General features: G+C 61.8%; 18 protein-coding genes. 2 read left to right on the forward strand and 16 right to left on the reverse strand.

The window, feature by feature from the left end; genetic code table 11:
• Positions 1 to 77: 77 nt before the first annotated feature.
• From GUY40_RS03125 to GUY40_RS03195, 15 genes are all read right to left on the reverse strand, one after another.
• On the reverse strand, positions 78 to 1,034 hold the full coding sequence (locus GUY40_RS03125) for a glycosyltransferase (protein ID WP_166567658.1): 957 nt from the start codon (positions 1,032 to 1,034) through the stop codon (positions 78 to 80).
• Positions 1,035 to 1,207: 173 nt separating this feature from the next.
• The gene (locus tag GUY40_RS03130) at positions 1,208 to 2,089 is read right to left on the reverse strand and encodes a DUF6625 family protein (RefSeq protein WP_166567484.1); all 882 of its coding nucleotides are present in this window, start codon (positions 2,087 to 2,089) and stop codon (positions 1,208 to 1,210) included.
• Positions 2,090 to 2,114: 25 nt separating this feature from the next.
• Positions 2,115 to 3,572 carry a PIG-L deacetylase family protein gene (locus tag GUY40_RS03135; RefSeq protein ID WP_178117657.1) on the reverse strand — a complete coding sequence of 486 codons (1,458 nt, stop codon included), beginning with the start codon at positions 3,570 to 3,572 and terminating at the stop codon, positions 2,115 to 2,117.
• A complete protein-coding gene (locus GUY40_RS03140; RefSeq protein WP_166567486.1) occupies positions 3,539 to 4,435 on the reverse strand; it encodes an antimicrobial resistance protein Mig-14 in 897 nt (298 codons plus the stop codon). Before GUY40_RS03140 ends, GUY40_RS03135 begins: the two co-directional genes overlap by 34 nt.
• A complete protein-coding gene (locus tag GUY40_RS03145; RefSeq protein WP_166567659.1) occupies positions 4,435 to 5,565 on the reverse strand; it encodes a glycosyltransferase in 1,131 nt (376 codons plus the stop codon). Before GUY40_RS03145 ends, GUY40_RS03140 begins: the two co-directional genes overlap by 1 nt.
• Positions 5,549 to 7,306 (reverse strand): carbamoyltransferase, encoded by a 1,758-nt coding sequence (locus GUY40_RS03150; RefSeq protein ID WP_166567487.1) that lies wholly within the window; start codon positions 7,304 to 7,306, stop codon positions 5,549 to 5,551. Before GUY40_RS03150 ends, GUY40_RS03145 begins: the two co-directional genes overlap by 17 nt.
• A gap of 232 nt (positions 7,307 to 7,538) precedes the next feature.
• Entirely contained in the window at positions 7,539 to 8,978 is a 1,440-nt protein-coding gene (locus tag GUY40_RS03155; protein WP_166567488.1) for a lipopolysaccharide kinase InaA family protein, read from the reverse strand.
• Positions 8,978 to 9,730 (reverse strand): lipopolysaccharide kinase InaA family protein, encoded by a 753-nt coding sequence (locus GUY40_RS03160; RefSeq protein WP_166567489.1) that lies wholly within the window; start codon positions 9,728 to 9,730, stop codon positions 8,978 to 8,980. The genes GUY40_RS03155 and GUY40_RS03160 overlap by 1 nt, the downstream gene beginning before the upstream one ends.
• Positions 9,727 to 10,461, reverse strand: coding sequence for a lipopolysaccharide kinase InaA family protein (locus GUY40_RS03165; protein WP_166567490.1), 735 nt, complete (start codon positions 10,459 to 10,461; stop codon positions 9,727 to 9,729). The genes GUY40_RS03160 and GUY40_RS03165 overlap by 4 nt, the downstream gene beginning before the upstream one ends.
• Positions 10,461 to 11,267 (reverse strand): lipopolysaccharide core heptose(I) kinase RfaP, encoded by an 807-nt coding sequence (gene rfaP, locus GUY40_RS03170; RefSeq protein WP_166567491.1) that lies wholly within the window; start codon positions 11,265 to 11,267, stop codon positions 10,461 to 10,463. Before rfaP ends, GUY40_RS03165 begins: the two co-directional genes overlap by 1 nt.
• Positions 11,264 to 12,388: a glycosyltransferase family 4 protein gene (locus tag GUY40_RS03175; RefSeq protein ID WP_166567492.1), complete on the reverse strand. Its 1,125-nt coding sequence runs from the start codon at positions 12,386 to 12,388 to the stop codon at positions 11,264 to 11,266. The genes rfaP and GUY40_RS03175 overlap by 4 nt, the downstream gene beginning before the upstream one ends.
• The gene (waaC, locus tag GUY40_RS03180) at positions 12,388 to 13,449 is read right to left on the reverse strand and encodes a lipopolysaccharide heptosyltransferase I (protein ID WP_166567493.1); all 1,062 of its coding nucleotides are present in this window, start codon (positions 13,447 to 13,449) and stop codon (positions 12,388 to 12,390) included. The genes GUY40_RS03175 and waaC overlap by 1 nt, the downstream gene beginning before the upstream one ends.
• A 1-nt stretch (position 13,450) precedes the next feature.
• Entirely contained in the window at positions 13,451 to 14,500 is a 1,050-nt protein-coding gene (waaF, locus tag GUY40_RS03185; RefSeq protein WP_166567494.1) for a lipopolysaccharide heptosyltransferase II, read from the reverse strand.
• 155 nt (positions 14,501 to 14,655) lie between these two features.
• Positions 14,656 to 17,592, reverse strand: a complete 2,937-nt coding sequence (glnE, locus tag GUY40_RS03190; protein WP_166567495.1) for a bifunctional [glutamate--ammonia ligase]-adenylyl-L-tyrosine phosphorylase/[glutamate--ammonia-ligase] adenylyltransferase — start codon at positions 17,590 to 17,592, stop codon at positions 14,656 to 14,658.
• A complete protein-coding gene (locus tag GUY40_RS03195) occupies positions 17,589 to 17,900 on the reverse strand; it encodes a hypothetical protein (RefSeq protein WP_166567445.1) in 312 nt (103 codons plus the stop codon). Before GUY40_RS03195 ends, glnE begins: the two co-directional genes overlap by 4 nt.
• A 72-nt stretch (positions 17,901 to 17,972) precedes the next feature.
• On the opposite strand from GUY40_RS03195, the gene aceE reads away from it, so the two are divergent.
• Positions 17,973 to 20,618, forward strand: coding sequence for a pyruvate dehydrogenase (acetyl-transferring), homodimeric type (gene aceE / locus GUY40_RS03200; RefSeq protein ID WP_166567496.1), 2,646 nt, complete (start codon positions 17,973 to 17,975; stop codon positions 20,616 to 20,618).
• Between the two features lie 13 nt (positions 20,619 to 20,631).
• Positions 20,632 to 22,281, forward strand: coding sequence for a dihydrolipoyllysine-residue acetyltransferase (aceF, locus tag GUY40_RS03205; RefSeq protein ID WP_166567497.1), 1,650 nt, complete (start codon positions 20,632 to 20,634; stop codon positions 22,279 to 22,281).
• Positions 22,282 to 22,392: 111 nt separating this feature from the next.
• Here the strand turns inward: aceF and GUY40_RS03210 are convergent, their stop codons facing one another.
• Entirely contained in the window at positions 22,393 to 23,046 is a 654-nt protein-coding gene (locus GUY40_RS03210; RefSeq protein ID WP_166567660.1) for a DUF2931 family protein, read from the reverse strand.
• Positions 23,047 to 23,157 lie beyond the last annotated feature (111 nt).

The raw sequence follows: 23,157 nt of genomic DNA on the forward strand, positions 1-23,157 counted from the left end.
GATATGAGCCAAAACCTGCACCAATCAAAAGACCATTCAAAAACAGACACCCCAACTTGACACCTGCAAATTCCGGATCAGATTCCCAGCTTTAAACGCAGCCGACTCCAAAGGCTCAACGGCGGGTGATGACGCAATTGAGGGTGTAGTGCAGCGACCACCTGCCGCCCCAATTCCCCGAACCCATAACTCGAGGTCACCAAATCATGCCCGTTACGGGCAATCTGATCCGCCAGTGCCGGCTCGGCACGTAATCGAGCAAGCTTTTCCCGCAATTGCGCAATGCTGCCATACAGTACGACGTTATGCATATCCTGGAAGCCCAGAGCGCGGTTCTCCTGCTCACCCTGATCGAACGCAAACAAAACGCAGCCGCAGGCCATGGCCTCGAAATTCTTGATCATGTACTCACCCATGTCCACATCAGCGCTTACAAAGTAGCGGATGCGGTTGAGCGTGGCACAGTACTCCTCGCCGGACTTTGTCCGTGTGACGACCAGATCCTCGACCTGTCCCAACTCATCCAGCAGGGCCTTGCGACCACTGTAGGCAACGCTGTTGGTGCTACCCACAAACGCCAGCTCTATATCCCGCTCACGCCCCTGATTATTCAATAGCGCCTGGTCGTAGCCCTTGGGCACGAAGACCGCATCGAAGCCTTCCTGACACAGGCGTTCGCTGACCGTAAAGCCCGAAGTGATCACCCGCGCCCACGGCAACTTGCGGTAATGCGCACTGAATTTACCGGTGTACTTGCACGGGACGTAATTCTGATAGGCATCGTGCTCCAGGATAACCAGATTGGGAATCGTCTTGATGAACCCAACCTGCCGTATTTCTTGCTTGAACCGAAGGAAAAAGACGATTCTGTCGTACCGGGTGACATCGACTTCTCGGCGGAAATAGCCTCGCAAATCGGCCTGCTCTGCGCTGCTCAACCATCGCAGGTCACACTCGCAATGTTCGGCTACCCCTTCGTACAAGCGATCGAGGATAGCGCGCTGTTCTTTCTGTACCAGAAACAAAACTTTCATCATTTTTCCTGCGGCGATTGTCAGCCACACACGACACTGTCAGGCATCTACGCGACAGAACATTTCATGCTGACGCACAAATTCGCGAAAAGCTCGCTTGCGAGATGAGTCGAGCCCTGCCGGTAAATCGCGCTGTCGTACGTTTTAGCCCAGTTGCTTTGACAAGACCTTTCTCATGATTTTTCCTGATGAAAACCGGTCTGGTCGATAATCCAGCTCGACGACTCTGCGATTTGCCGCACCCGAGCGGGATCGGGTATGGCCAGCTTCCACCAGTCTTGTTTCCAGCAAAGAAAGTGGAAATAGGGAAAGCAGCGGTCACCGTCGCGGTCGTTGCTCAAGCGGCCGTCGCGCCAGTACCAGTGGTTGGGGAAATCGCTGCTGCCGTCATGCCACTTGATGGCGCCACCGGGCGTACTGAACGCCTCGGTAAATTCGCTGCGCCGACGCAACGGGTTGAACTTGCCAACCAGTTTGAACAGCGGCTTGGGAAAATTCTTGCGCCACAGAAACAGGCGGCTGAACGCGCCTTCGTCGAGGGCATGGTGTTCATTGTCGGTGAAGCGGGCACGCCAATTCTTGATCTGCATGAAGAGTTCGCGCTTGCAGGCGGTGTTGCGCATCAAGCATAGATGCCCGGCAACGCGGCGCTCGTGGGTCGAGAACAGGTCGTTGCGCGACAGCCGCTCGGCGGTGAAATAGGCACGCAGGTTGCCGTATATAACGTCGATATCGCCAAATGCCCAAAAGTCATAGCCATGAAGTCGATCTTCATGAATGTAGCCCAGTGCGGGTTTGATATCGCACAGCTTATAGGCGTTGGTAGGGGCGAAGTCGATGGCCAATCTCGAAGAGACCAATTTGCAATATTCAGTAAAACCAATCTCCTCAACCTGCACGTTTTTGGGCAGGTCCTGAGGGATTCCGCAGTCACTGAACAGTAGCCAGTTGATATCGGCGTTACGCCGGCAACTCTCGAGAAAAAACGGCATCCAGAACGGCCAACGCCCGAAATACGGGATGATGAACAAGATGCGAGGGTTGGGATTGATCACTTGAAGCTCACTGTTTTAAGACGTTTCAGGGCATTTTAGTGTCTGCGTCATGTTTCACGACCCAGAAAAGCTCATGACGGCGTACCGCCTTGCGAAAGAACTCGTTTTCGCCAAATTTCGAGCCGTGACGACCTGCCAATAACCGCTGCAGTACCCGGCGCAACCGCCGTTTGAGCGGTGGCCGAGGCTGTAGATCATGCATCATACCCAGCGCCATGGCCTTGTCGCACTGACGTTGCCCGTCAAGCGACAGGCTGTAAGGCAGCCAGGCCTCGTCGCCTTGCAACACCGGCGGCAAGGCCACCCCCGCGCCCGTATCACCCATGGGCCAACGGTCGTTGTCGTGCAGGTGGTTGGCGTAGCCAAGCAGGGCTTCAGGCTGCCAATCCAGGCCCCGCAGGGCTTCCATCAGCGCCTGCTGGGCGCACAGGTGGTCCGGATGGGGGTCGAGAGTGGGGTGAGGCATGACGATCACCTGCGGCCTGGCCTTGAGCAGCATGGCGCGCAAGTCCGCCAGCAGGTTGCTCCAGCTCGGTACCCCGTCGTCGCCCGGCAAGGCCAGGCTGTTGAGCTGCCGGAACGGCCGGGTATCGCCAGTCTCGGCCTCACGCGAGCCGATCGGCTGATCGGGCGCGGCCTGCATCGCCGGCAGTTGCAGGCAGAAATAGCCCAACTGCACACACTGGGCCTCAGGTACGCCAGCCCAGCGCGGCACCGCGATACTGTCCCAGGCCCGCAAACGGCCCTTGAGCTGTGCAGCCGCCGCGCGCTCAAGGCCCATTTGCTGATAATGCTCGGCTTCGATTTCACCGGCGGTCAGGGTCACGATCCAGGCTTGCGCGGCCTGGCTGTACAGGCCATAGGCAGCCAGCTCGGCATCGTCGGCATGGGGCGCAATGACCATGACCCGCTTGTGGCGATAGTCGGGATGACGAAACACCCACAGCGTCGGCTGGCCGAGAAGCCGGCAGAACCGCCCCCGCAGGCGCAAGCGCCCTTCGCCAAGTGCCGTCCCCATCCCGCTGAGATTGAGGTAACGCAGGCCTTTTACACCGCGCTCGAAGGTTTGCCGGTCGTGTTGTTGATCGGCGATCAACGCAACCGCAGGATCAAGAAAACGCCCCAGCCAACCACTTTTGAGCCTGATTTGCAGGATCAGGGTCTCACTGCCATCCAGTTGCAACGGCTGCTCGACGAGCAGGCGGCCACCCTCGAACCGCACCGGCGGTTGTTCGCTGTCGTCGGGGAAACGGTAGCGATAATCCTCATCAGGGGCATAGAACAGATGGTCGGCAAACCAGGCTTCGTGCGCGACCCAGGCAAGCACCGCCAGCAGCAACGGCAGCCACCAGGCCACCAGCACGCCCACGACAACCAGCAGCACCAGACCCACCAACAGGCCCAGCCGCTTGTTGCGCCGGTGGCGCTTGAGCAACTGCTGCTTGCGGTTCAAACCTGAAATACCGGCACGGGGTTGCACCAACGGTCCTTGTAATCACGATCCGAACGCCCGAACGAGAAGCGCAACGGCTTGTTGCGCGCGCGGGCATCTTCCCAGGCACTTTGGGTATTGAGGAAACTCAGGACACTGCCCGGGCTGAACTCACGGGTTTGCGGATCGACGCCACCGTTGACGTATTCGACGCTGATCCATTCCGGCGCTTCAACCCGATAAACCAGCTGGATCGCAATCGGCGCATCGTTGAGAAACACCACCGAGCCAATCAGCAATGAACGCAGGCGCTCGATGACTTCTGCCATGCGCTCGGCGCCGGTGGCCGGGAATTCCCAGCGGCGTAGAAACAGGTCGCAATACATCGCCCCCAATTCCGCGCTGGTGAACTCACTGACCGGTCGCACCACCCCACCCGCCTCTTCCAGCAGGCGCAGTTCACGGCGTTGGTTGTAGCGAAACTTCTTGGACAGTTCTTCAGGCATGCGTGCCATCGCCAGCGATTCAGCCTGCTCCTGGAGCGTACTGAAACAGTTCTGGTTCAGCGCCGACAGGTAACGCCCCACATGCCGCAACGGTACGTCGGCCCCCGTCGCCGCCGGCAGAATGAACTCGGCATTGCCCATATCGAACACGCCTTTCTTGCCATGGGCCTTGAGCACCTGCTTGGACAGCGCCAGGTGACGGCCCCAGGTGGGAATCGCCGCCTGCACTTCACCGCCCTGCTCCCAGGCCAGATAGCGCACCGGGATACCCGCCACTTCGGCCAGCTGTTCGATCACCAGCGGGTGAGTCGCCACACTGCCACCGAAGCGCTGCCAGGCCTGTGCATAAGTTGCCGCATCCACGGCTGTCCAGCCGCGCTCACGCCAGCTTCGAATTCGGTTGAGCATCAAGCCTCCGCGGTCAGGTCAGTCACTTGTGGCAAGCGCCAGAAGGCTTCCCGCACGGCGTGATCGGAAAAACGTTCTTGCAATCGCTGCTGCATCAAATCGCTGCAGGCCTGGCGCTGCTCGGCATCGAGCGACGCCAGGTGCCGGAGCCCTTGGGCCAGATGCTCGGCATCACCCAATGGAAAGAGAAGTCCGACACCCTCGACGACTTCCTTCGCACCGCCGCAGGCGGTTGCCAGCAACGGCACGCCGGCGGCCATGGCTTCGAGCAGGACCATGCCGAACGGCTCATGGTCGGAGCTCAAGACAAAGGCATCGAAGGCCCGGAAATAGCGGCGTGCATCGGGCACCTGGCCGAGAAAACCGACCTGCGCGGTAATACCCAGCTCGATCGCCAGCTCCTTGAGATCCTGTTCCAGACGGCCCTTGCCCATGATCACCAGCCGTGCACGCGCCGGTAGCCCGGGCAAGGCCTGGGCAAACCCGCGCAACAGCGTGGCCTGGTCCTTGTCCGGATGCAGCCGCCCGACGTTGCCCACCACCCAGTCGTCTTCGGCCAGGCCCAGGGCCAGGCGCGCCTCGCTGCCGGTCAGCAACGAGGCCTGCACAGCGTCGATGTCGATCCGGTTGTACAGGGTACGGATACGTCCGGTGGGCCATTTCGGCAGGCACTGGCGCATCTCGTCGCGCACCGCATCCGAGACCCCGAGCAGGCTCAGGCGACGGCGAAACAGGTTGGCGAACAATTGGCGTGTGCGCCGCTGGTAGTCGCCGAAGGCATGGTGCACGCCGATGACTGGCAAACCGGTGCCGAGCAGGGCGATGTAGACGGGTTTGAAACGGTGGGCGATGCAGAACGCGAAATCGCGCGATGCCGCGATCTTGCGCAGATCGCGGATCGCACCCAGTTTCAGGCCGCGTACGGCCTTGGAACTGTATTCGAGAAACAACACCTGGTCGCTCGCGCAACCCTGGGCAACCTCGGCGTCGGCGACCCCGGTGAGAAACACCGTGGTCACCTTGTAGCCGCGGCCTTCGAACAGGCTGGCGTACTGCCGCGCGCAGTCCAGGAAGGGCCCGTCATAGCCATGGCAGAACTGCAGGACGTGGCGTTCAGCCGAGCGCGTCATAGGCATCCGCGCCGTCCTTGACCACCAGGATGTCTTCCATGATCAGGTATTGCAGGTCGGAGCCGAAGAACATGTTCAGCGCATCGGTCGGCGAGCAGATCATCGGCTCGCCACGGCGGTTCAGCGAGGTGTTCAACGACACGCCATTGCCGGTCAGGTTTTCGAGCGCCTTCATCATGTCGTAGTAACGCGGGTTGTATTCGCGCTTGAGCACCTGGGCACGCGAGGTGCCATCTTCATGGACCACTTCCGGCACGCGAGTTTTCCACTCCTCGGCCACTTCGAAGGTGAAGGTCATGAACGGCGCCGGGTGATCGATCTTGATCATCTGCGGCGCGACGGTGTCGAGCATCGACGGGCAGAAAGGCCTCCAGCGCTCGCGGAACTTGATCTGGTGGTTGATGCGGTCCGCCACGCCAGCCACGCTCGGGCAACCGATGATCGAACGACCGCCCAACGCACGCGGACCGAACTCCATGCGGCCCTGGAACCAGGCCACCGGGTTGCCATCGACCATGATTTTGGCGATCTGCTCCGGCATGTTGTCGAGCTTGCGCCACTTCGGCTTGTCGGCATGTCGGGCGCAGGCGGCGATCACGTCTTCGTTGGAGTAGGCCGGGCCGAGGTAGACGTGCTCCATCTTCTCGACCGGCACGCCACGGGCGTGGGACACGTAGGCCGCCGCGCCGACTGCAGTACCGGCATCGCCGGATGCGGGCTGGACGAACAGTTCCTTGACGTCCGGGCGGGCGATGATCTTCTGGTTGAGCTTGACGTTCAGCGCGCAACCGCCGGCGAAGGCCAGCTTGCCGGTTTCCTTGAGCACATCGCTCAGGTAGTGGTCGATCATCTGCAGCGCCAGCTTTTCAAACAGCGCCTGCATGCTGGCGGCGTAGTGGATATACGGCTCGTCGGCGATGTCGCCTTCGCGCTTGGGCCCCAGCCACTCGATCAGCTTGGGCGTGAAGTAGAAGCCCTTGCCCTTTTCCTTGTAGCGGCGCAGGCCGATGACGTTGGCGTATTCGGTGTTGATCACCAGTTCGCCGTTTTCAAAGCTGGCAAGGCGCGAGAAGTCATATTTGCTGGCATCGCCGTACGGCGCCATGCCCATGACCTTGAACTCACCGTCGAGCATCTCGAAGCCGAGGAACTCGGTAATCGCGCCATACAGGCCGCCCAGGGAGTCCGGATCGAAGAATTCCTTGATCTTGTGGATCTTGCCGTTTTCGCCGTAGCCGAAGAAGGTGGTGGCGTACTCACCCTTGCCGTCGATCCCCAGGATCGCGGTTTTCTCCTGGAAGCCCGAGCAGTGGTAGGCACTGGAGGCGTGGGCCAGGTGGTGTTCGACCGGCTCGATCTTGATTTTTTTCGGGTCGAAGCCCAGCTGCTCCAGGCACCAGACGATCTTCTTGCGGTAGCGCTTGTAGCGGCGGTTGCCCATCAGGATCGCGTCAAGGGCGCGGTCGGGGGCATACCAGTAGCGCTTGGCGTAGTGCCAGCGTGCCTTGCCGAACAGGCTGATGGGCGCGAACGGGATCGCCACCACATCGACATCCGACGGCTTGATGCCGGCCTGCTCCAGGCAGAACTTCGCCGACTCGTAAGGCATGCGGTTCTTTGCATGTTTGTCGCGAACAAAGCGCTCTTCTTCGGCGGCCGCGATCAGCTTGCCGTCGATATACAGGGCCGCGGAAGGATCATGGCTAAGGGCGCCGGACAGGCCAAGAATCGTCAATGCCAAGGGTCTAGCCTCTTCAATCTGCAAAAATGTGCTCTCGCAGAATCTGCGAGCAGCAGCCAAAGGGCGGGATTATAGCCCATCGCGCAGGGCACCTGTAGCGCATGACGCCACACTCCCCGGCTTACCTTATGTGTAGGAGCCGAGCTTGCTCGCGATAGCCTCACCGCTGTGCAACAGATACACCGTGGTGCCTGCATCGCGAGCAAGCTCGGCTCCTACATGTGGGGGCGGGTCAGGCGACAGTGGGCAAACGCTGATCCAGCATCTGGTGCAAGGCGCTGTCGCTGGGCCAGTTACGCAGGAAACGCGCACGGTCACGGGCATAAGCGACAGCAAAACTACTTTGGCTTTGATGCTGACACATGGCATCCAGATCGATCAGCGCCCAGCGCTGGTCATGCCAGAACAGGTTATGCCCCTTCAAGTCACCATGGCTGATGCGTTCGCGGGTCAGGTCGATAAACAGCTGATCCAGCGCCTGCAACTCGGCCTCGGGCACCTGTCCCGACGCCACGTATGGCGCCAGGTGCTCGATGATATCCGGCCCCGGCAGATACTCGGTCACCAGGTAAGCGCGCCGGCGCAGACAGCAGAAACGGCGCTCCAGCAGCGCCAGCGGTTTGGGCGTGGCAACGCCGAGAAAAGCCAGCCGGTTACCCTCGACCCAGGAGTGCCAGGCCCGGCTCGGGCGCCAGAAGCGCTTGAACCAGTGCAGCACGTTCTTGATGTTGTAGCGTTTGATCACCAGGCTGCGCCCGTCCACTTCGACGCGACCGACACTGGCCGCACCACCGGTCTTGTACAGATGCCCGCGTTCGAGCAAGGCATCGGCATCGGCCAGCACCGACAACATCGCCGGTTCTTCTTCGCGGCGAATGGCACGCAGGGCAAAGGCACCCGTGCGCACGCTGAACAGCGTGCAGTCGCGGCCGACTTTGCCGAGAAAATCCTTCAGGCGCCAGGCACGCACCTTGTCCACCTGCTTTTGCAAGGCCTCAAGCGGCAGCGCGTGTTCGCCATTGACCAGCAGGTACTGCACCAGCAGCTCTTCGGTAAATGGCTCGAAATGATGGGGTAACTGGGCGAAAAAAACCCCCAGGTTCTGCAGCACACGCTGGCGCGACAGGGGCTTGCCCGCTTCTTCGACACGCACACCGGCGCCGTCGATCACATACAGCTCGCCGTGATGGCGCAGCAGGTTGTCCAGGTGCAGATCTTCCTGCCACAGTCCCTTGGCATGCATTCGGGCAATCGCTCCCAGCGCCTCGCCAAGCACCGCCTGCTGTTCATCCGCCAGCAGCGGCAGCTGCTCGACCGCCGACCAGGCGTCGCCCAGGCTGTGAGCATCTTCGAGGAGTTCGAACAACAGCCAGCCGCCCTCACCTTCTTTCAAACCATCCACCAGCAAGGCCGGAGTGGTCAGTTTCTGCTCGGCCAGCCGCTGCACACCGCTGCGCTCACGCTGAAAATGCCGCGCCGCCCTGGGCCCGACCAACAGCTTGGCCAGCACCCTGCGGCCACGCCAGATACCGGCGCCGACATAGCGTTGCCCCGGCAGTACGCGCAGCAGGCTGAGCAGTTGCAGCTGGGCGCTGCCGGCACCGTCGGCCAGCTCAATGCTCATGGGCAGGGTCGGGGTACGTCCGGCGTTTTGCAGTTCAGACAAGCGCATCAACGGGCTCCTTTGTGATGGCGGCGTTCAGTCAGGCGTTTGAGCCAGGCATTGACCAGCGTGGAGTCTGCGCCTTGATCCAGGTACGCCGAGAGAAATACCCGAATGTCGGCCTCGGACCAGTCTGGCGCACGGCGCATCAACGGCTCCAGGTCCTTGACCCGGTCACGTTGGCCGAGCAGCAAGGGCCGGGTTTTCTCAAGGCCAATCAGCTGCGCCTGATAACCCTCACCTCGCGCCCGCAGGAAAATATGCTTGGGATAGAAGCAGCCATGCACTTGCCCGGCGCTGTGCAGCACTCGAGCCAGTTCGCCGCAGGCGCGCAGGATCGCGGCACGCTGCACCGAGGCCAGGGCGGTCCATTGCAGCAGCAGGCTGTCCAGGTCATTCCAGCCATCGAGCGCGCGGGTCATCAGGATCGCCTGGCCTTCGCCGTCCACCCGACGCTGGCCATAAAACACGGCCTGCAAGGCCGGAATCTGCAGCTTCTGGTAGCGGGTAATATTGCGAAACTCACGAGCAAAGGTCAGCTCGCCGAACGGGCGACGCAAGGTGCGGGTCAAGTAGCCGCTCTGGCGCTTGAGGTAAAAACCCTTGCCCTCGAGCTCCAGGCGATAAACGCTGCTCCAGCCGCCGCGCCCGGTGCTGGACTCATCAACGGCATCGAGTTGCAGGCTCCAGAGTTCGTCGAAACCGGCAAGGCCGTGGCGTTCGAGCAGTGCCTGTTCCGTGCTGGCAATGAAATCGCTCATTCGCGTCCCTCGAAAAACGTGACGATGTGTCGGATGCGGCGTTTGTCTGCGGCATTCAGGCGCGTGCGCCGGCGGTACTGCAGATAGAAACGCAGGCGCTGGGTGGCCGACAGGTGATATTTGGCGACCTTGTCCAGGCAGGCCAGGTCCTTGGTGATCCGATAGCGCAGCATGAAGCCGACCCAGAATGCCCCGGTCGGGCAGTCGATGAAGTACAGCTTCGCGTTGTCATCCACCAGCAGGTTGCGCCACTTCAGGTCGTTATGGGTGAAGTGGTGGTCATGCATGATCCGCGTGTTGCTCGCCAACTGGCGGCTGACGCGGTCGACCCAAGCGGCATCCTTGAGCAGCGGATCTTTGCGGTCGGCCAGCGCCGACAGGTCTTCGGTATTCGGCAGCTCGCGGGTGATCATCGCCCCGCGCCCGAACGCCGCGCCACGGCGTTCCAGCCCCCAGGCCACCACTTCGGCAGTGGGAATGCCCCACTTGGCGAACAGCTTGAGATTTTGCCATTCGGACTTGACCCGCGGGCGCCCGACGTAGCGACGCAGGCCCTTGCCGGCACCGACGTAGCGCTTGACGTAGTAGTTGACCCCGCCACGTTGCACGCGGATCACTTCAGACAGCCGGTCATGGGTCAGGCGCTCACCCGTGAGTGCAAACACCGCTTCCAGGCTGCCGAAATCCGCGGCCAGCGATGCATAGGCAGGCGCCAGTTTCCAACCCGCCATCAGAGCGCATCCCCGTAACGTTGCTTGCGGTCATACAGCTTGGCGGCCTTGGCATCGAGCCAGGCCAGCAGGGCCACTTCCTCGCGCAGGATCTGGCGCAGCGGCTGCTGGAAATAACCGCGCAGAAAGCGCAGCTTGTCGCGGCGAGTCAGGCCGATGTCCAGCGCCGAGAAGTACAACGCGGCCAGGTCCTTGTTGCGCCAGCGACGGGTGATCTGCGAGCGGGTCTGGGCCCGGTGCAAGTCGATGAGCGACAGTCTGAAATCGTCTGCCGTCACCGGTTTGTCAGTGTGCAGCAGGAAATGGCAGATGTAGCAGTCACGGTGATTGACCCCGGCACGGTGCATGCCGCCGGTCATCTTCGCCACTTCAGCGATCAGTGCGCGCTTGAGCCGTGGCTGCGGCGGGTTGCGCGTCCAGTCGAGGCTGAAATCTTCGAGACTGACGGTGGGCGCCAGTTCTTCGGTGACGATAAAGGAGTGCTGGCTTGCCGGGTTGCTGCCCCGCTCGCCATAGGCGACGGCGGTCATGGTCGGCACGCCGACTTCATGCAGGCGCTGGATGGCCTGCCATTCCTGGCCGGCACCGAGCACCGGCAACTTGGCGGTGGTCAGGTTCTTGATGATCTCGCCCCAGCCGATGCCCCGGTGGATCTTGACGAAATAGCCGCGCCCTTCGACTTCGGTACGCAAGGTCCGGCGGCCTTCCAGCTCGCGATAGACCACACCCTGCAAGGCTTCCACCTCGGTGAACGGGTCGTGCCCGGCCCACAGGCGCTTGAAGGGTTCTGCCAGTATCAGTTTCATGCGCGCCCCTGTGCCAGGATCACATCCGCCGCGTGCTGCGGCATGCTGTAAAGATCAGCCGTGTCGGCAAACGCCAGGCCGTTGCTGGCCCATTGGGCCCGTGCGGCATCGTCTTCGAGCATGCGCACCAGGTAGCGATTGAGTTGCTCTTGCTCGAACGGCTCGTCCAGCACCAGGCCGCTGTCGGCTTCGGCGATGTAATGGGCATAGCCGCACACCGCCGAGACCAGCACCGGCAGGCCGGCGACCAGCGCTTCGAGCAGCACCGTGCCGGTGTTCTCGTTGTAAGCCGGGTGAATCAGCACATCAGCGCCCAGCAAAAAGCGCGGGATGTCGCTGCGCCCCTTGAGAAACTGCACCTGATCGCCCAACCCCAGGGTTGCGCTTTGCAGCTGGAAGACCTTGGGGTCGTCCTGGCCGATCACCAGCAGCCGCGTGCGTTTTTTCAACGCCGCTGGCAGCGCAGCCAGGGCCTTGAGGCTGCGGTCCACGCCCTTGGTCTTGAAGCCAGAGCCGATCTGCACCAGCAGCAGCTCATCGTCCTTGAGCTTGAACTCACGGCGAAAGCCTTCACGAATTTCGGCGGCATTGGCCGGTTTGCGGCGGTCCAGGGCAATGCCCGGCGGCAGCAAATGGAAGCGCTCTGCAGGGGTATCGTAGTGTTTGACGAACAGCGGTTGCTGCACCTCGGAAATCATCAGCACGTCGGTCTTGGCCTCTTTGCCGAACACCGCCCGCTCGTATTCGGCGAAGTGGCGATAGCGGCCCCAGCGACGATACAGCGAGTTGCGCAGGTTCTGCGCCTTGTCTTCGAAGCAGCCGTCGGCGGCGTAGTAGACATCCAGCCCCGGCATCTTGTTGAAGCCGATCAGGCGGTCGACCGGGCGCTTGGCCAGATCCGCTTCCATCCAGGCCGTCAACTTCTCGTTGCGACGGTGGTTGAACAGCGCCTTCACCGGCGCCACCAGCACTTCAAAACCGGGCGGCACATCGCCTTCCCAGATCAGGGTATAGACGCGGATCGAATGCCCGCGCTGCTGGCACTCCAGGGCGATGCGCATAAAGTCGCGCTGCAGGCCACCGAAGGGGAAATACTTGTAAAGCACAAAAGCCAGTTGCATCAACGAAGATCCTCGGCCAGCAGCAGCGCAGCCAACCGGCTCGCCACACGCTCGGGATTCAGGCGAGTGAAGCACAGCGGCCACTCGCGTTTGAGATCGAATCGACGCTGGTCCTCAGCGGTCGGTTGATAGGTGCATTTCTTTTGCAGGCACGGCGCACAGGCAAAGTCGCTGGCGATGTGGACCTGCACGCTGCCGTAAGCGCCGGTCAGCCCCGGATTGGTCGGGCCGAACAACGAAATGGTTGGCACATCCAGCGCCGCCGCCAGGTGGCCGAGCCCGGTGTCCACGGCAACGCAGGCCTTGGCTGCCGCCAGTACGCGGCCCACGCCGGCCAGGTTGAGCTTGGGCAACACCACCACGTTGGCCAGGCCCTTGGCGATACGCTCGGCGCGCGCCAGCTCCGCTGGGTTACCCCAGGGCAGCCGCACTTCGATATTGGCCAGCGCCAGGCGCTGGGCCAGCTCGCGCCAGTAGGCCTCGGGCCAGTGCTTGGTGTCCCAGGTGGTGCCGTGCAAAAACAGCACGAACGGTTTACCAGCAGGCTGATCGACCAGCTTGCTGCGGTCCAGGCCGTAGTCGCCAATACCGGACGGCAAGTCGTACCCCAGTGCCACGGCGAACAACTGCCGCAGCCGCTCCACCGCATGTTGCCCTCGGGCCACCGCGAGGCGGCGCTGGTAGAAACGGCTGGCCAGCGGCTCACGCACCGAATGGCGGTCCAACCCGGCCACCGGCGCCTTGACGTAGCGTGTCAGCCAGGCGCTTTTCAGCAAGCCCTGGGCATCGATCACCAAGTCGTAATGCCGCTCGCGCACACGGCGTTTGAATGCGCGCCATTCGCCATTCTTGAAGGTTTGCCAAAGGTTCTTTCGCCAGCGCCGGATCGCCACCGGGATCACCTGGTCAACGGCTGGGTGCCAGGTGGGAATTTCGGCAAAGCCTTCTTCCACCACCCAGTCGAAGCGAATGCCGGGAATCGCCCGGGCGGCGTCGGTCAGGGCCGGCAAGGTATGAATGACGTCGCCCAGCGAAGAAGTCTTGATCAACAGTACCCGCAACTTAATCGACCCCGACCTGGATTTTGACCACAGCCTGGCCGCTCAAGCGCTGCAGGGCGGCCACCACCACATCAGGCGCCAGCTGGCGCAGGCAGTTGTAATGGCCGAAGCGGCAGGTGCGATCGAAGCAGGGGCTGCACTCGAGCCCCAGGCGGACGATCTCCACGTGCTCGGCCAGCGGCGGCGTGAAGCCCGGCGAGGTCGAGCCATAGACCGCCACCAACGGACGGTTCAGCGCCGCCGCGACGTGCATCAGGCCGGAATCGTTGGACACCACCGCATCGCTGCAGGACATCAAGTCAATGGCTTCGGCCAGCGAGGTTTCACCGCTCAGGTTCACCGATTCTTCACGCAGGCCCGGGATCAGCCGCTCGCGGATCGACTCACCCACCGCATGATCGTTTTTCGAGCCGAACAGCCAGACCTGCCAGCCTTCTCGGATCTTGACCTCGGCGACTTTGGCGTAATGCTCGGACGGCCAGCGCTTGGCTTCACCGAACTCGGCCCCCGGGCACAGCGCCAACACCGGGCGGTCCAGCGTCAGGCCAAACTTGGCCAGCGCCGCCTCACGACTGGCGGTTTCGATCTGAAGATCGGGTCGCGGATAGGGCTTGGGCAGTTCGGCGCCCGGCTCATAGGCCAGGGCCATGAAGCGCTCGATCATCAGCGGATAGCGTTCTTGATCCAGCGTGCGCACGTCATTGAGCAGGCCATAGCGGAACTCGCCGCGCCAACCGGTACGTTTGGGGATGCCGGCAAAGAACGGCACCAGCGCGGACTTGAGCGAGTTGGGCAGCAGAATCGCCTGGTCGTACTCACCGGCCAGCGATTTGCCGATCTTGCGTCGGGTCGCCAGCTCCAGCACGCCGTGGCCGAGCGGGAAGCTCAAGGCCTGACGCACTTCGGGCATCCGCTCCAGGATCGGCCGGCTCCATTCCGGGGCCAGGACGTCGATCACGCACCCCGGATGACGCTGCTGCAGGCACTGGAACAGGGTCTGGGCCATTACCATGTCGCCCACCCAACTGGGCCCAATGATCAGAATTCTCATGTTTTTTCCAGAAACGATCAGGGAGGCTACAGCCTGTTCGAAAACAGCCTGGCCTCCCCGTCTTTATAATCAGGCTTGGCTGACAAGTGTACGCCACTCCACGCAAAGCGTGCGCTTGCAGCCATTGCAGGCATCCGGCCTGGCTGGACGCCTCTTCAACTCAGCCCCAATTGAGCCCAGATCCGCAGCACTTCACGCCGCTCACTGACAAATTGATCGCCGGCGATCACCCCGGCCTGCTTTTGCAGGGCCTGGCGGTGGGCGGCCGAACGATAGGCCTTATAGACCTCACGCAACAGGCAGGCATCGCTGGCGGGCATCAACCCGGCCTGCTCCAGCCCTTCCAGAATGCGGATATTGTCGGTGTAGCGGGTCAGCGCCGGGTGCTCATGGGACCAGGCCAATGCCGCGTATTGCACCATAAATTCAATATCGACGATACCACCGGCATCCTGCTTGATATCGAAGGGCGACGCGGCCTCGAAGGCATTGGCGGCGGTGCCGGCGGCCGTGGCCTTGCTGCCCAGGTTCTCGCGCATCTTGGCGCGCATCTCACTGACCTCTACCTGCAAGCCCGGCAGATCGCGCTGGCGCTCCAGTATCTTGGCGCGGACCTTTTCAAAAGCCTCGCCGACCGCTTTGCAGCCCACCAGCACCCGCGCCCTGACCAGCGCCTGATGCTCCCAGGTCCAGGCTTCGTTTTCCTGATAGCGCTCGAACGCGCCGAGCGAGCTGACCAACAGGCCTGAAGCCCCCGAAGGCCGCAGGCGCATGTCCACTTCATAAAGCTGGCCGGAGTTGGTCTGAGTGGCCAGCAGGTGAATGATCCGCTGCCCCAGCCGAGTGAAGAACTGCGCGCTATCGATAGGCTTGGGGCCATCGGTCTCGGCCTGCGGATCACCGTCATGGACGAACACCAGATCAAGATCAGAGCCGTGGCCCAGTTCGATGCCGCCAACCTTGCCATAGCCAACGATCACAAAGCCCGGATCGCACAGGCTGCCGTCGCTGCGCTGCGGCTGGCCATACTTGGCCACGGTCTGGCGCCAGGCCAGGGCCAGCACCTGCTCCAGAATCGCTTCGGCCAGCCAGGTCAGGTAGTCGCTGACTTTCATCAACGGCAGGTTGCCGGCGATTTCCGAGGCGGCGACCCGCAAGCTGTGCGCCAGCTTGAAATGGCGCAGGGCTTCCATCTGTTGTTCAAGGTCGTCTTCGGGAATCCGGGTCAGGCGCTCGCGCAGCTCGGCAGCCAGCTCTGGAGCCAAGGGTGGGTTGAACAGCCGGCCTTCGTTGAGCAGCTCATCGAGCAGCAATGGAAAGCGGGTGATCTGCTCGGCGATCCACGGGCTCGCGGCGCACAGGGTCAGCAAGCGGCGCAAGGCACCGGGGTTTTCAGTCAGCAGCACCAGATACGCCGAACGGCGCGCCACGGCCTCAACCAGTGGCAGCACGCGTTCCAGCACCAGGTCCGGATCTTTGTGCTCGACGGCCTGGGCCAGCAAACGCGGGATAAACGCATCCAGCCGCTCACGCCCCAGCCGCTGCATGGCGCGCAATTGCGGACTGCCGCGCAGCCCCGCCAATTGCCGCAGCGCGTTGGGCGCATCGACGAAACCGGCTTCCTGCAGCTGCCGGCAGGCCGCCTCTTCGTCTTGCGCTTCTTCCCATAATGGCAGCCATTCGCCGCCGACCACCACTTCGCCTTCGTCGCCCTCCTCTTCGTCCGGGTCGGCGATGACCTGGCGGAAGTGCCAGTCGATGCGTCCACGCCAATGCATCAATTGCGCATGGAACGCCGCCCAGTCGGCAAACCCCAGCATAAAGGCAATCCGCGCCCGGTCCCGGTCATTGTCGGGGAGCATCTGGGTCTGGCGGTCGGCAATCGCTTGAATAGCATGCTCGGTGTAGCGCAGAAACTCATAACCCTCGCGCATTTCGGCAATCACTGGCGCCGGCAGGTAACCCTGGCCCTCCAGAGTTGACAGCACCTTGAGCAACGGGCGCTGTTGCAGGCTCAGGTCACGGCCGCCGTGGATCAGCTGGAACGCCTGGGCGATAAACTCCACCTCACGAATGCCACCGGCGCCCAGCTTGATGTTCTCGGCCATGCCCTTGCGCCGGACTTCCTGCTGGATCAGCTGCTTCATGGTGCGCAGCGCTTCGATGGCCGAGAAGTCCAGATAGCGCCGGTACACGAACGGCCGCAGCATCTCCAGCAATTGCGCGCCGCTGGCCTGATCGCCCGCCACCACCCGCGCCTTGATCATGGCGTAGCGCTCCCAGTCACGGCCCTGATCCTGGTAGTACTGCTCCAGCGCATTGAAGCTGAGCACCAGCGCACCGGACGAGCCGTAGGGACGCAGGCGCATGTCGACACGAAACACAAAGCCATCGACAGTGATCGGGTCCAGCGCCTTGATCAGGCGCTGCCCCAGGCGAATGAAGAATTCCTGGTTATCCAGCGGGCGCTTGACCCCTTCGGTCTCGCCGCCTTCGGGGTAAGCGAAGATCAGGTCAATGTCCGATGACAGGTTCAGCTCCACCGCACCCAGCTTGCCCATGCCCAGGATGACCATGGGCTGCGGTTCGCCGCTGCGCCGCCCGATGGGGGTGCCGAACTGCTGGCAGTGGCGCGGGTACAGCCATTGATAGGCCTCATCGATGCAGGCATCGGCCATGTCGGAAAGGTTGCGGCAGGTCTGCACCAGATCAGCCTGGCGGGTCAGGTCACGCCAGATGATCCGCACTTGATGGCGGCTGCGTTGACGGCGCAGGCCTCGGCCCAATGCCTCTTCTGTTTCGGCCACCTGGGCAACAGCGGCGAGCTGCGCGCGCAGCTCGCCGGGCGCGAATGGGCGGTCGAGCTCACCGCTGGCCACCAGCGCCAGCAACATCGCCGGGTGGCGCAAGGCCTGCTCAAGCACAAACTCGCTGGCCGCACAGACACGGCCAAAATCCGCCCAGCGCCTGGCATCCCAGTCATCGAGGCTGGCGTCGGGCAGCCCCGCGACCGCCGCGCGCCACGAGGCCTCATTGCGCTTGAGCAGGGGTTCGAGGGTGCTTGGCAAATCAACCAGCAACGGCAGGCTCATGGTCTATCCTTGATCGGCGTGGAACGGACAGTGAAGAAAAAGGCAGGAGATAGCGCTGTCACAAGAACTGTCGTACAAAAGTTATAAATAGCTGAAAAATCTGATTCTCTGGCAGAAAGCATCGCAACTATCCTTACCAATACTGGTTTTTTACCAACCTTACCGATTATTCCCACAACCCGACAGGAGGCTAAAAGCCGTGTTTGTGTAGTTTTACTACTGTGCCAACAGCGCGAAAGCATGAAATAGCTGTCGATTTGTAGTAAAACTACAACGCCGGAGTAACCCCGGTATTCCAAGAATTTCATGTCGTCTGCCCACAAGGCCAGTCGCAAACTCAGGCAACCGATTCTGGAAGCCTTTCCGCCCTGGAGCAAGCCATGCAAGACCTCGATCCCGTCGAAACCCAGGAATGGCTGGACGCCCTGGAGTCGGTTCTCGACAAAGAAGGCGAAGACCGCGCTCACTATCTGATGACCCGTATGGGCGAGCTGGCTACCCGCAGTGGTTCGCAGCTGCCATACGCAATCACCACGCCATACCGCAACACGATTCCCGTCACCCACGAAGCACGCATGCCTGGCGACCTGTTCATGGAACGCCGCATTCGCTCGCTGGTACGCTGGAACGCGCTGGCCATGGTAATGCGCACCAACCTGAAAGACTCGGACCTGGGCGGCCACATCTCCAGCTTCGCCTCCAGTGCCACGCTGTACGACATCGGCTTCAACTACTTCTTCCAGGCTCCGACCGATGAACACGGCGGCGACCTGATCTACTTCCAGGGCCACGCTTCGCCTGGCGTCTACGCTCGTGCCTACATGGAAGGGCGCATCACCGAAGACCAGATGAACAACTTCCGTCAGGAAGTGGACGGTAACGGCCTGTCGTCGTACCCGCACCCTTGGCTGATGCCTGACTTCTGGCAGTTCCCGACCGTATCCATGGGTCTGGGCCCGATCCAGGCGATTTACCAGGCACGTTTCATGAAGTACCTGGAAAGCCGTGGCTACATCCCGGCTGGCAAGCAGAAGATCTGGTGCTTCATGGGCGACGGCGAGTGCGACGAGCCGGAATCCCTGGGCGCGATCTCGCTGGCAGGCCGCGAGAAGCTGGACAACCTGATCTTCGTCATCAACTGCAACCTGCAGCGCCTCGACGGCCCGGTTCGCGGCAACGGCAAGATCATCCAGGAACTCGAAGGCGTGTTCCGTGGTGCCCAGTGGAACGTCAACAAGGTCGTCTGGGGCCGCTTCTGGGACCCACTGCTGGCCAAGGACACCGACGGTATCCTGCAGCGCCGCATGGACGAAGTCATCGACGGCGAGTACCAGAACTACAAGGCCAAGGACGGCGCGTTCGTCCGTGAGCACTTCTTCAACACCCCAGAACTCAAGGCCATGGTCGAAGACCTGTCCGACGACGAAATCTGGAAGCTCAACCGTGGTGGTCACGACCCGTACAAGGTCTATGCGGCCTACCACCAGGCGGTCAACCACAAAGATCAACCGACCGTTATCCTGGCCAAGACCATCAAGGGTTACGGCACCGGTGCTGGCGAAGCCAAGAACACCGCGCACAACACCAAGAAGGTCGACGTCGACAGCCTGCGCAAATTCCGCGATCGCTTCGACATCCCGGTCAGGGACGAAGAGATCGAAAACCTGCCGTTCTTCAAACCTGAAGAAGGCAGCGCCGAAGCCCGTTACCTGAGCGAGCGCCGTACTGCTCTGGGCGGTTTCGTGCCTCAGCGTCGCGCCAAGAGCTTCAGCATTCCAACCCCGCCACTGGACACCCTCAAGGCGATCCTGGATGGCTCGGGCGACCGTGAAATCTCCACCACCATGGCCTTCGTGCGGATTCTCGCGCAGCTGGTCAAGGACAAGGAAATCGGCCAGCGCATCGTTCCGATCATCCCGGACGAAGCCCGTACCTTCGGTATGGAAGGCATGTTCCGCCAACTGGGCATCTACTCGTCCGTCGGCCAGCTCTACGAGCCAGTCGATAAAGACCAGGTGATGTTCTACCGCGAAGACAAGAAAGGCCAGATCCTGGAAGAAGGCATCAACGAAGCGGGCGCCATGAGCTCCTTCATCGCTGCCGGTACTTCGTACTCCAACCACAACCAGCCGATGCTGCCGTTCTACATCTTCTACTCGATGTTCGGCTTCCAGCGTATCGGTGACCTGGCCTGGGCCGCTGGCGACAGCCGTACCCGTGGTTTCCTGATCGGCGGCACCGCCGGCCGCACCACGCTGAACGGCGAAGGCCTGCAGCACGAAGATGGTCACAGCCACATGCTGGCCGGCACCATCCCGAACTGCCGCACCTATGATCCGACCTACGGCTACGAGCTGGCGGTGATCATCCAGGACGGCATGAAGAAGATGACCGAAGAGCAACAGGACATCTTCTACTACATCACCGTGATGAACGAAGCCTACACCCAGCCAGCCATGCCGGCAGGCGTCGAGGAAGGCATCGTCAAAGGCATGTACCTGCTCGAGGAAGACACCCGCGAAGCGGCGCACCACGTCCAGCTGATGGGCTCCGGCACCATCCTGCGTGAAGTTCGCGAAGCGGCGAAGATCCTGCGTGAAGAGTTCAACGTCGGCGCTGACGTCTGGAGCGTTACCAGCTTCAACGAACTGCGTCGTGACGGCCTGGCCGTAGAGCGCAGCAACCGCCTCAAGCCTGGCCAGAAGCCACAGCTGACCTACGTCGAAGAGTGCCTGAACGGCCGTAAAGGTCCGGTCATCGCTTCTACCGACTACATGAAGCTGTTCGCCGAGCAGATTCGTCAGTGGGTGCCGAGCAAAGAGTTCAAAGTCCTGGGTACCGATGGCTTCGGTCGCAGCGACAGCCGCAAGAAGCTGCGTCACTTCTTCGAAGTCGACCGTCACTTCGTTGTGCTGGCTGCCCTGGAAGCCTTGGCCGACCGTGGCGATATCGAACCGAAAGTGGTGGCCGAGGCCATTATCCGTTTCGGCATCGACCCGGACAAACGCAACCCACTGGACTGCTGAGGAGTATTTTTAAGTGAGCGAACTCATTCGCGTACCTGACATCGGCAGCGGTGAAGGTGAAATCATTGAACTGTTCGTCAAGGTCGGCGACCGCATCGAAGCGGACCAGAGTCTTCTGACTCTGGAGTCGGACAAGGCGAGCATGGAGATTCCGGCCCCCAAGGCCGGCGTCATCAAGAGCCTGAAGGTCAAGCTGGGTGATCGCCTGAAAGAAGGCGACGATCTGATGGAACTGGAAGTCGAGGGCGCCGCTGCTGCGCCTGCGGCTCCGGCAGCTGGAGCGGCGGCTGCTGCTCCGGCACCTGCCGCCGCTCCAGCTGCCGAGGCTGCTCCGGCTGCCGCACCGGCAGCCGCCGCTGCAGCTACCGTTCAGGACATTCACGTTCCGGACATCGGCTCCTCGGGCAAGGCCAAGATCATCGAAGTACTGGTCAAGGCCGGCGACACCGTCGAAGCCGACCAGTCGCTGATCACCCTGGAATCGGACAAGGCGAGCATGGAAATTCCATCGCCTGCCGCCGGCATCGTTGAAAGCGTGATTGCCAAGCTCGACGACGAAGTCGGCACGGGCGACCTGATCCTGAAGCTGAAGATCGCCGGTGCAGCGCCAGCCGCTGCCCCTGCTCCAGCAGCGGCACCGGCCAAGGCTGAAGCAGCACCTGCAGCGGCTCCGGCTCCTGCCGCCGCACCGGCCGCCAAAGTCGAAGCGGCGCCAGCAGCCGCCCCGGTTGCCAACGGTGCCAAGGTTCACGCCGGCCCTGCGGTTCGCCAACTGGCCCGCGAATTCGGCGTCGAGCTGAACGCCATTGCTGCCAGCGGCCCGCACGGCCGTGTGCTGAAAGAAGACGTCCAGGTTTACGTCAAGGCCATGATGCAGAAGGCCAAGGAAGCTCCAGCAGCCGGCGCAACCGGCGCAACCGGCGGCGCGGGCATCCCGCCGATTCCTGTCGTCGACTTCAGCCGCTTCGGTGAAATCGAAGAAGTGCCGATGACCCGCCTGATGCAGGCCGGTGCCACCAACCTGCACCGCAGCTGGCTGAACGTGCCTCACGTCACCCAGTTCGACCAGGCTGACATCACCGAGCTTGAAGCTTTCCGTGTTGCACAGAAAGCCGCCGCCGAGAAAGCCGGCGTCAAGCTGACCGTGCTGCCACTGCTGCTCAAGGCCTGTGCTCACCTGCTCAAGGAGCTGCCGGACTTCAACAGTTCGCTGGCGCCAAGCGGCAAGGCCATCATCCGCAAGAAATACGTCAACGTCGGTTTCGCCGTCGACACCCCGGATGGCCTGCTGGTACCGGTCATCAAGAACGTCGACCAGAAGAGCCTGCTGCAACTGGCTGGCGAAGCGGCGGCCCTGGCTGAAAAAGCCCGGACCAAAAAGCTGTCGGCTGACGACATGCAAGGTGCCTGCTTCACCATTTCCAGCCTCGGCCACATTGGCGGCACCGGCTTCACGCCGATCGTCAACGCGCCGGAAGTGGCGATCCTGGGTGTCTCCAAGGCAACCATCCAGCCAGTCTGGGACGGCAAAGCCTTCCAGCCGAAGCTGATGCTGCCCCTGTCGCTGTCCTACGATCACCGCGTGATCAACGGCGCCGCGGCTGCACGCTTCACCCAGCGCCTGAGTCAGCTGCTGCAGGATATCCGCACCATGCTGCTGTAATGCTGTACTGGCTCCCTGCCCTGCGGGGAGCCATGCCACACCGTTTTCGAGCTGCCACGCTCGTACCTCAACCCCGCTTTGGCGGGGCTTTTTTTGGGTGGGAGAAAAGGACTACCAACTGCCGTAGGGAATGCCGAAGCGTTCGATATAGCGCTTGGACCTTTCACTGACCGGATAGGCATAGCGGCCTTCGTTCTTGCCCAAGTAGGGACCCAAGAGCACCACTTCACCTTTGACGCGCGCGATTTTGACCGGCTTATGACATTCATCATAAGTCCAGGCCTGGACAATACCGCCGGGAGCCAGGCCCAGCGTCACGATGGCACGGTAAGGCGATTCGCTGTCCGGATATTTGGGGCACCGTCTGGATGTGGTTGTTTTCATGATTTGCCGCGCCTCCTTCGGGACTTCTACCCAGGCATCGTAAGTTTGCGGTTCGGCAATGGACTGCCAACGGACATAGATGCGCTGGGGAAGCGCAGCCCCCGTTACGGATCGGCCGATGCCCCCCCGCCCCGCCCACTCGTGCGCGGACGTGCCCTCGCCTTCCGGCTCATTTCCAATCAAACCACCACCGGGAAGATGAATCAGCCTTGCGGCGGTATCAACAACCGCACTGTGTTCTACATGAGCCAGCAGGTAGTACGGTGCAGTAAAGCCCAGGTTCCACCATGGCGAGTGAGGGTCTCGAGTTCCCGCCAGCGGATCCAGTGCCTGACAGCCGGAAGTCAGCAACATACTCAATAAAATGAACAGGACTCTCATCATCAGCGCCCTCCCACGGGAGCATGCGGATGGAGCACGCGTTCGGCGTTTGAGGTAGGAGCATTGACATAGAGCAGCAGTCCTGTATGGGGTTCTCGCCCTTGCAAGGCG

The sequence above is a fragment of the Pseudomonas sp. R5(2019) genome (genome assembly GCF_009905435.1).
Lineage (GTDB): Bacteria > Pseudomonadota > Gammaproteobacteria > Pseudomonadales > Pseudomonadaceae > Aquipseudomonas.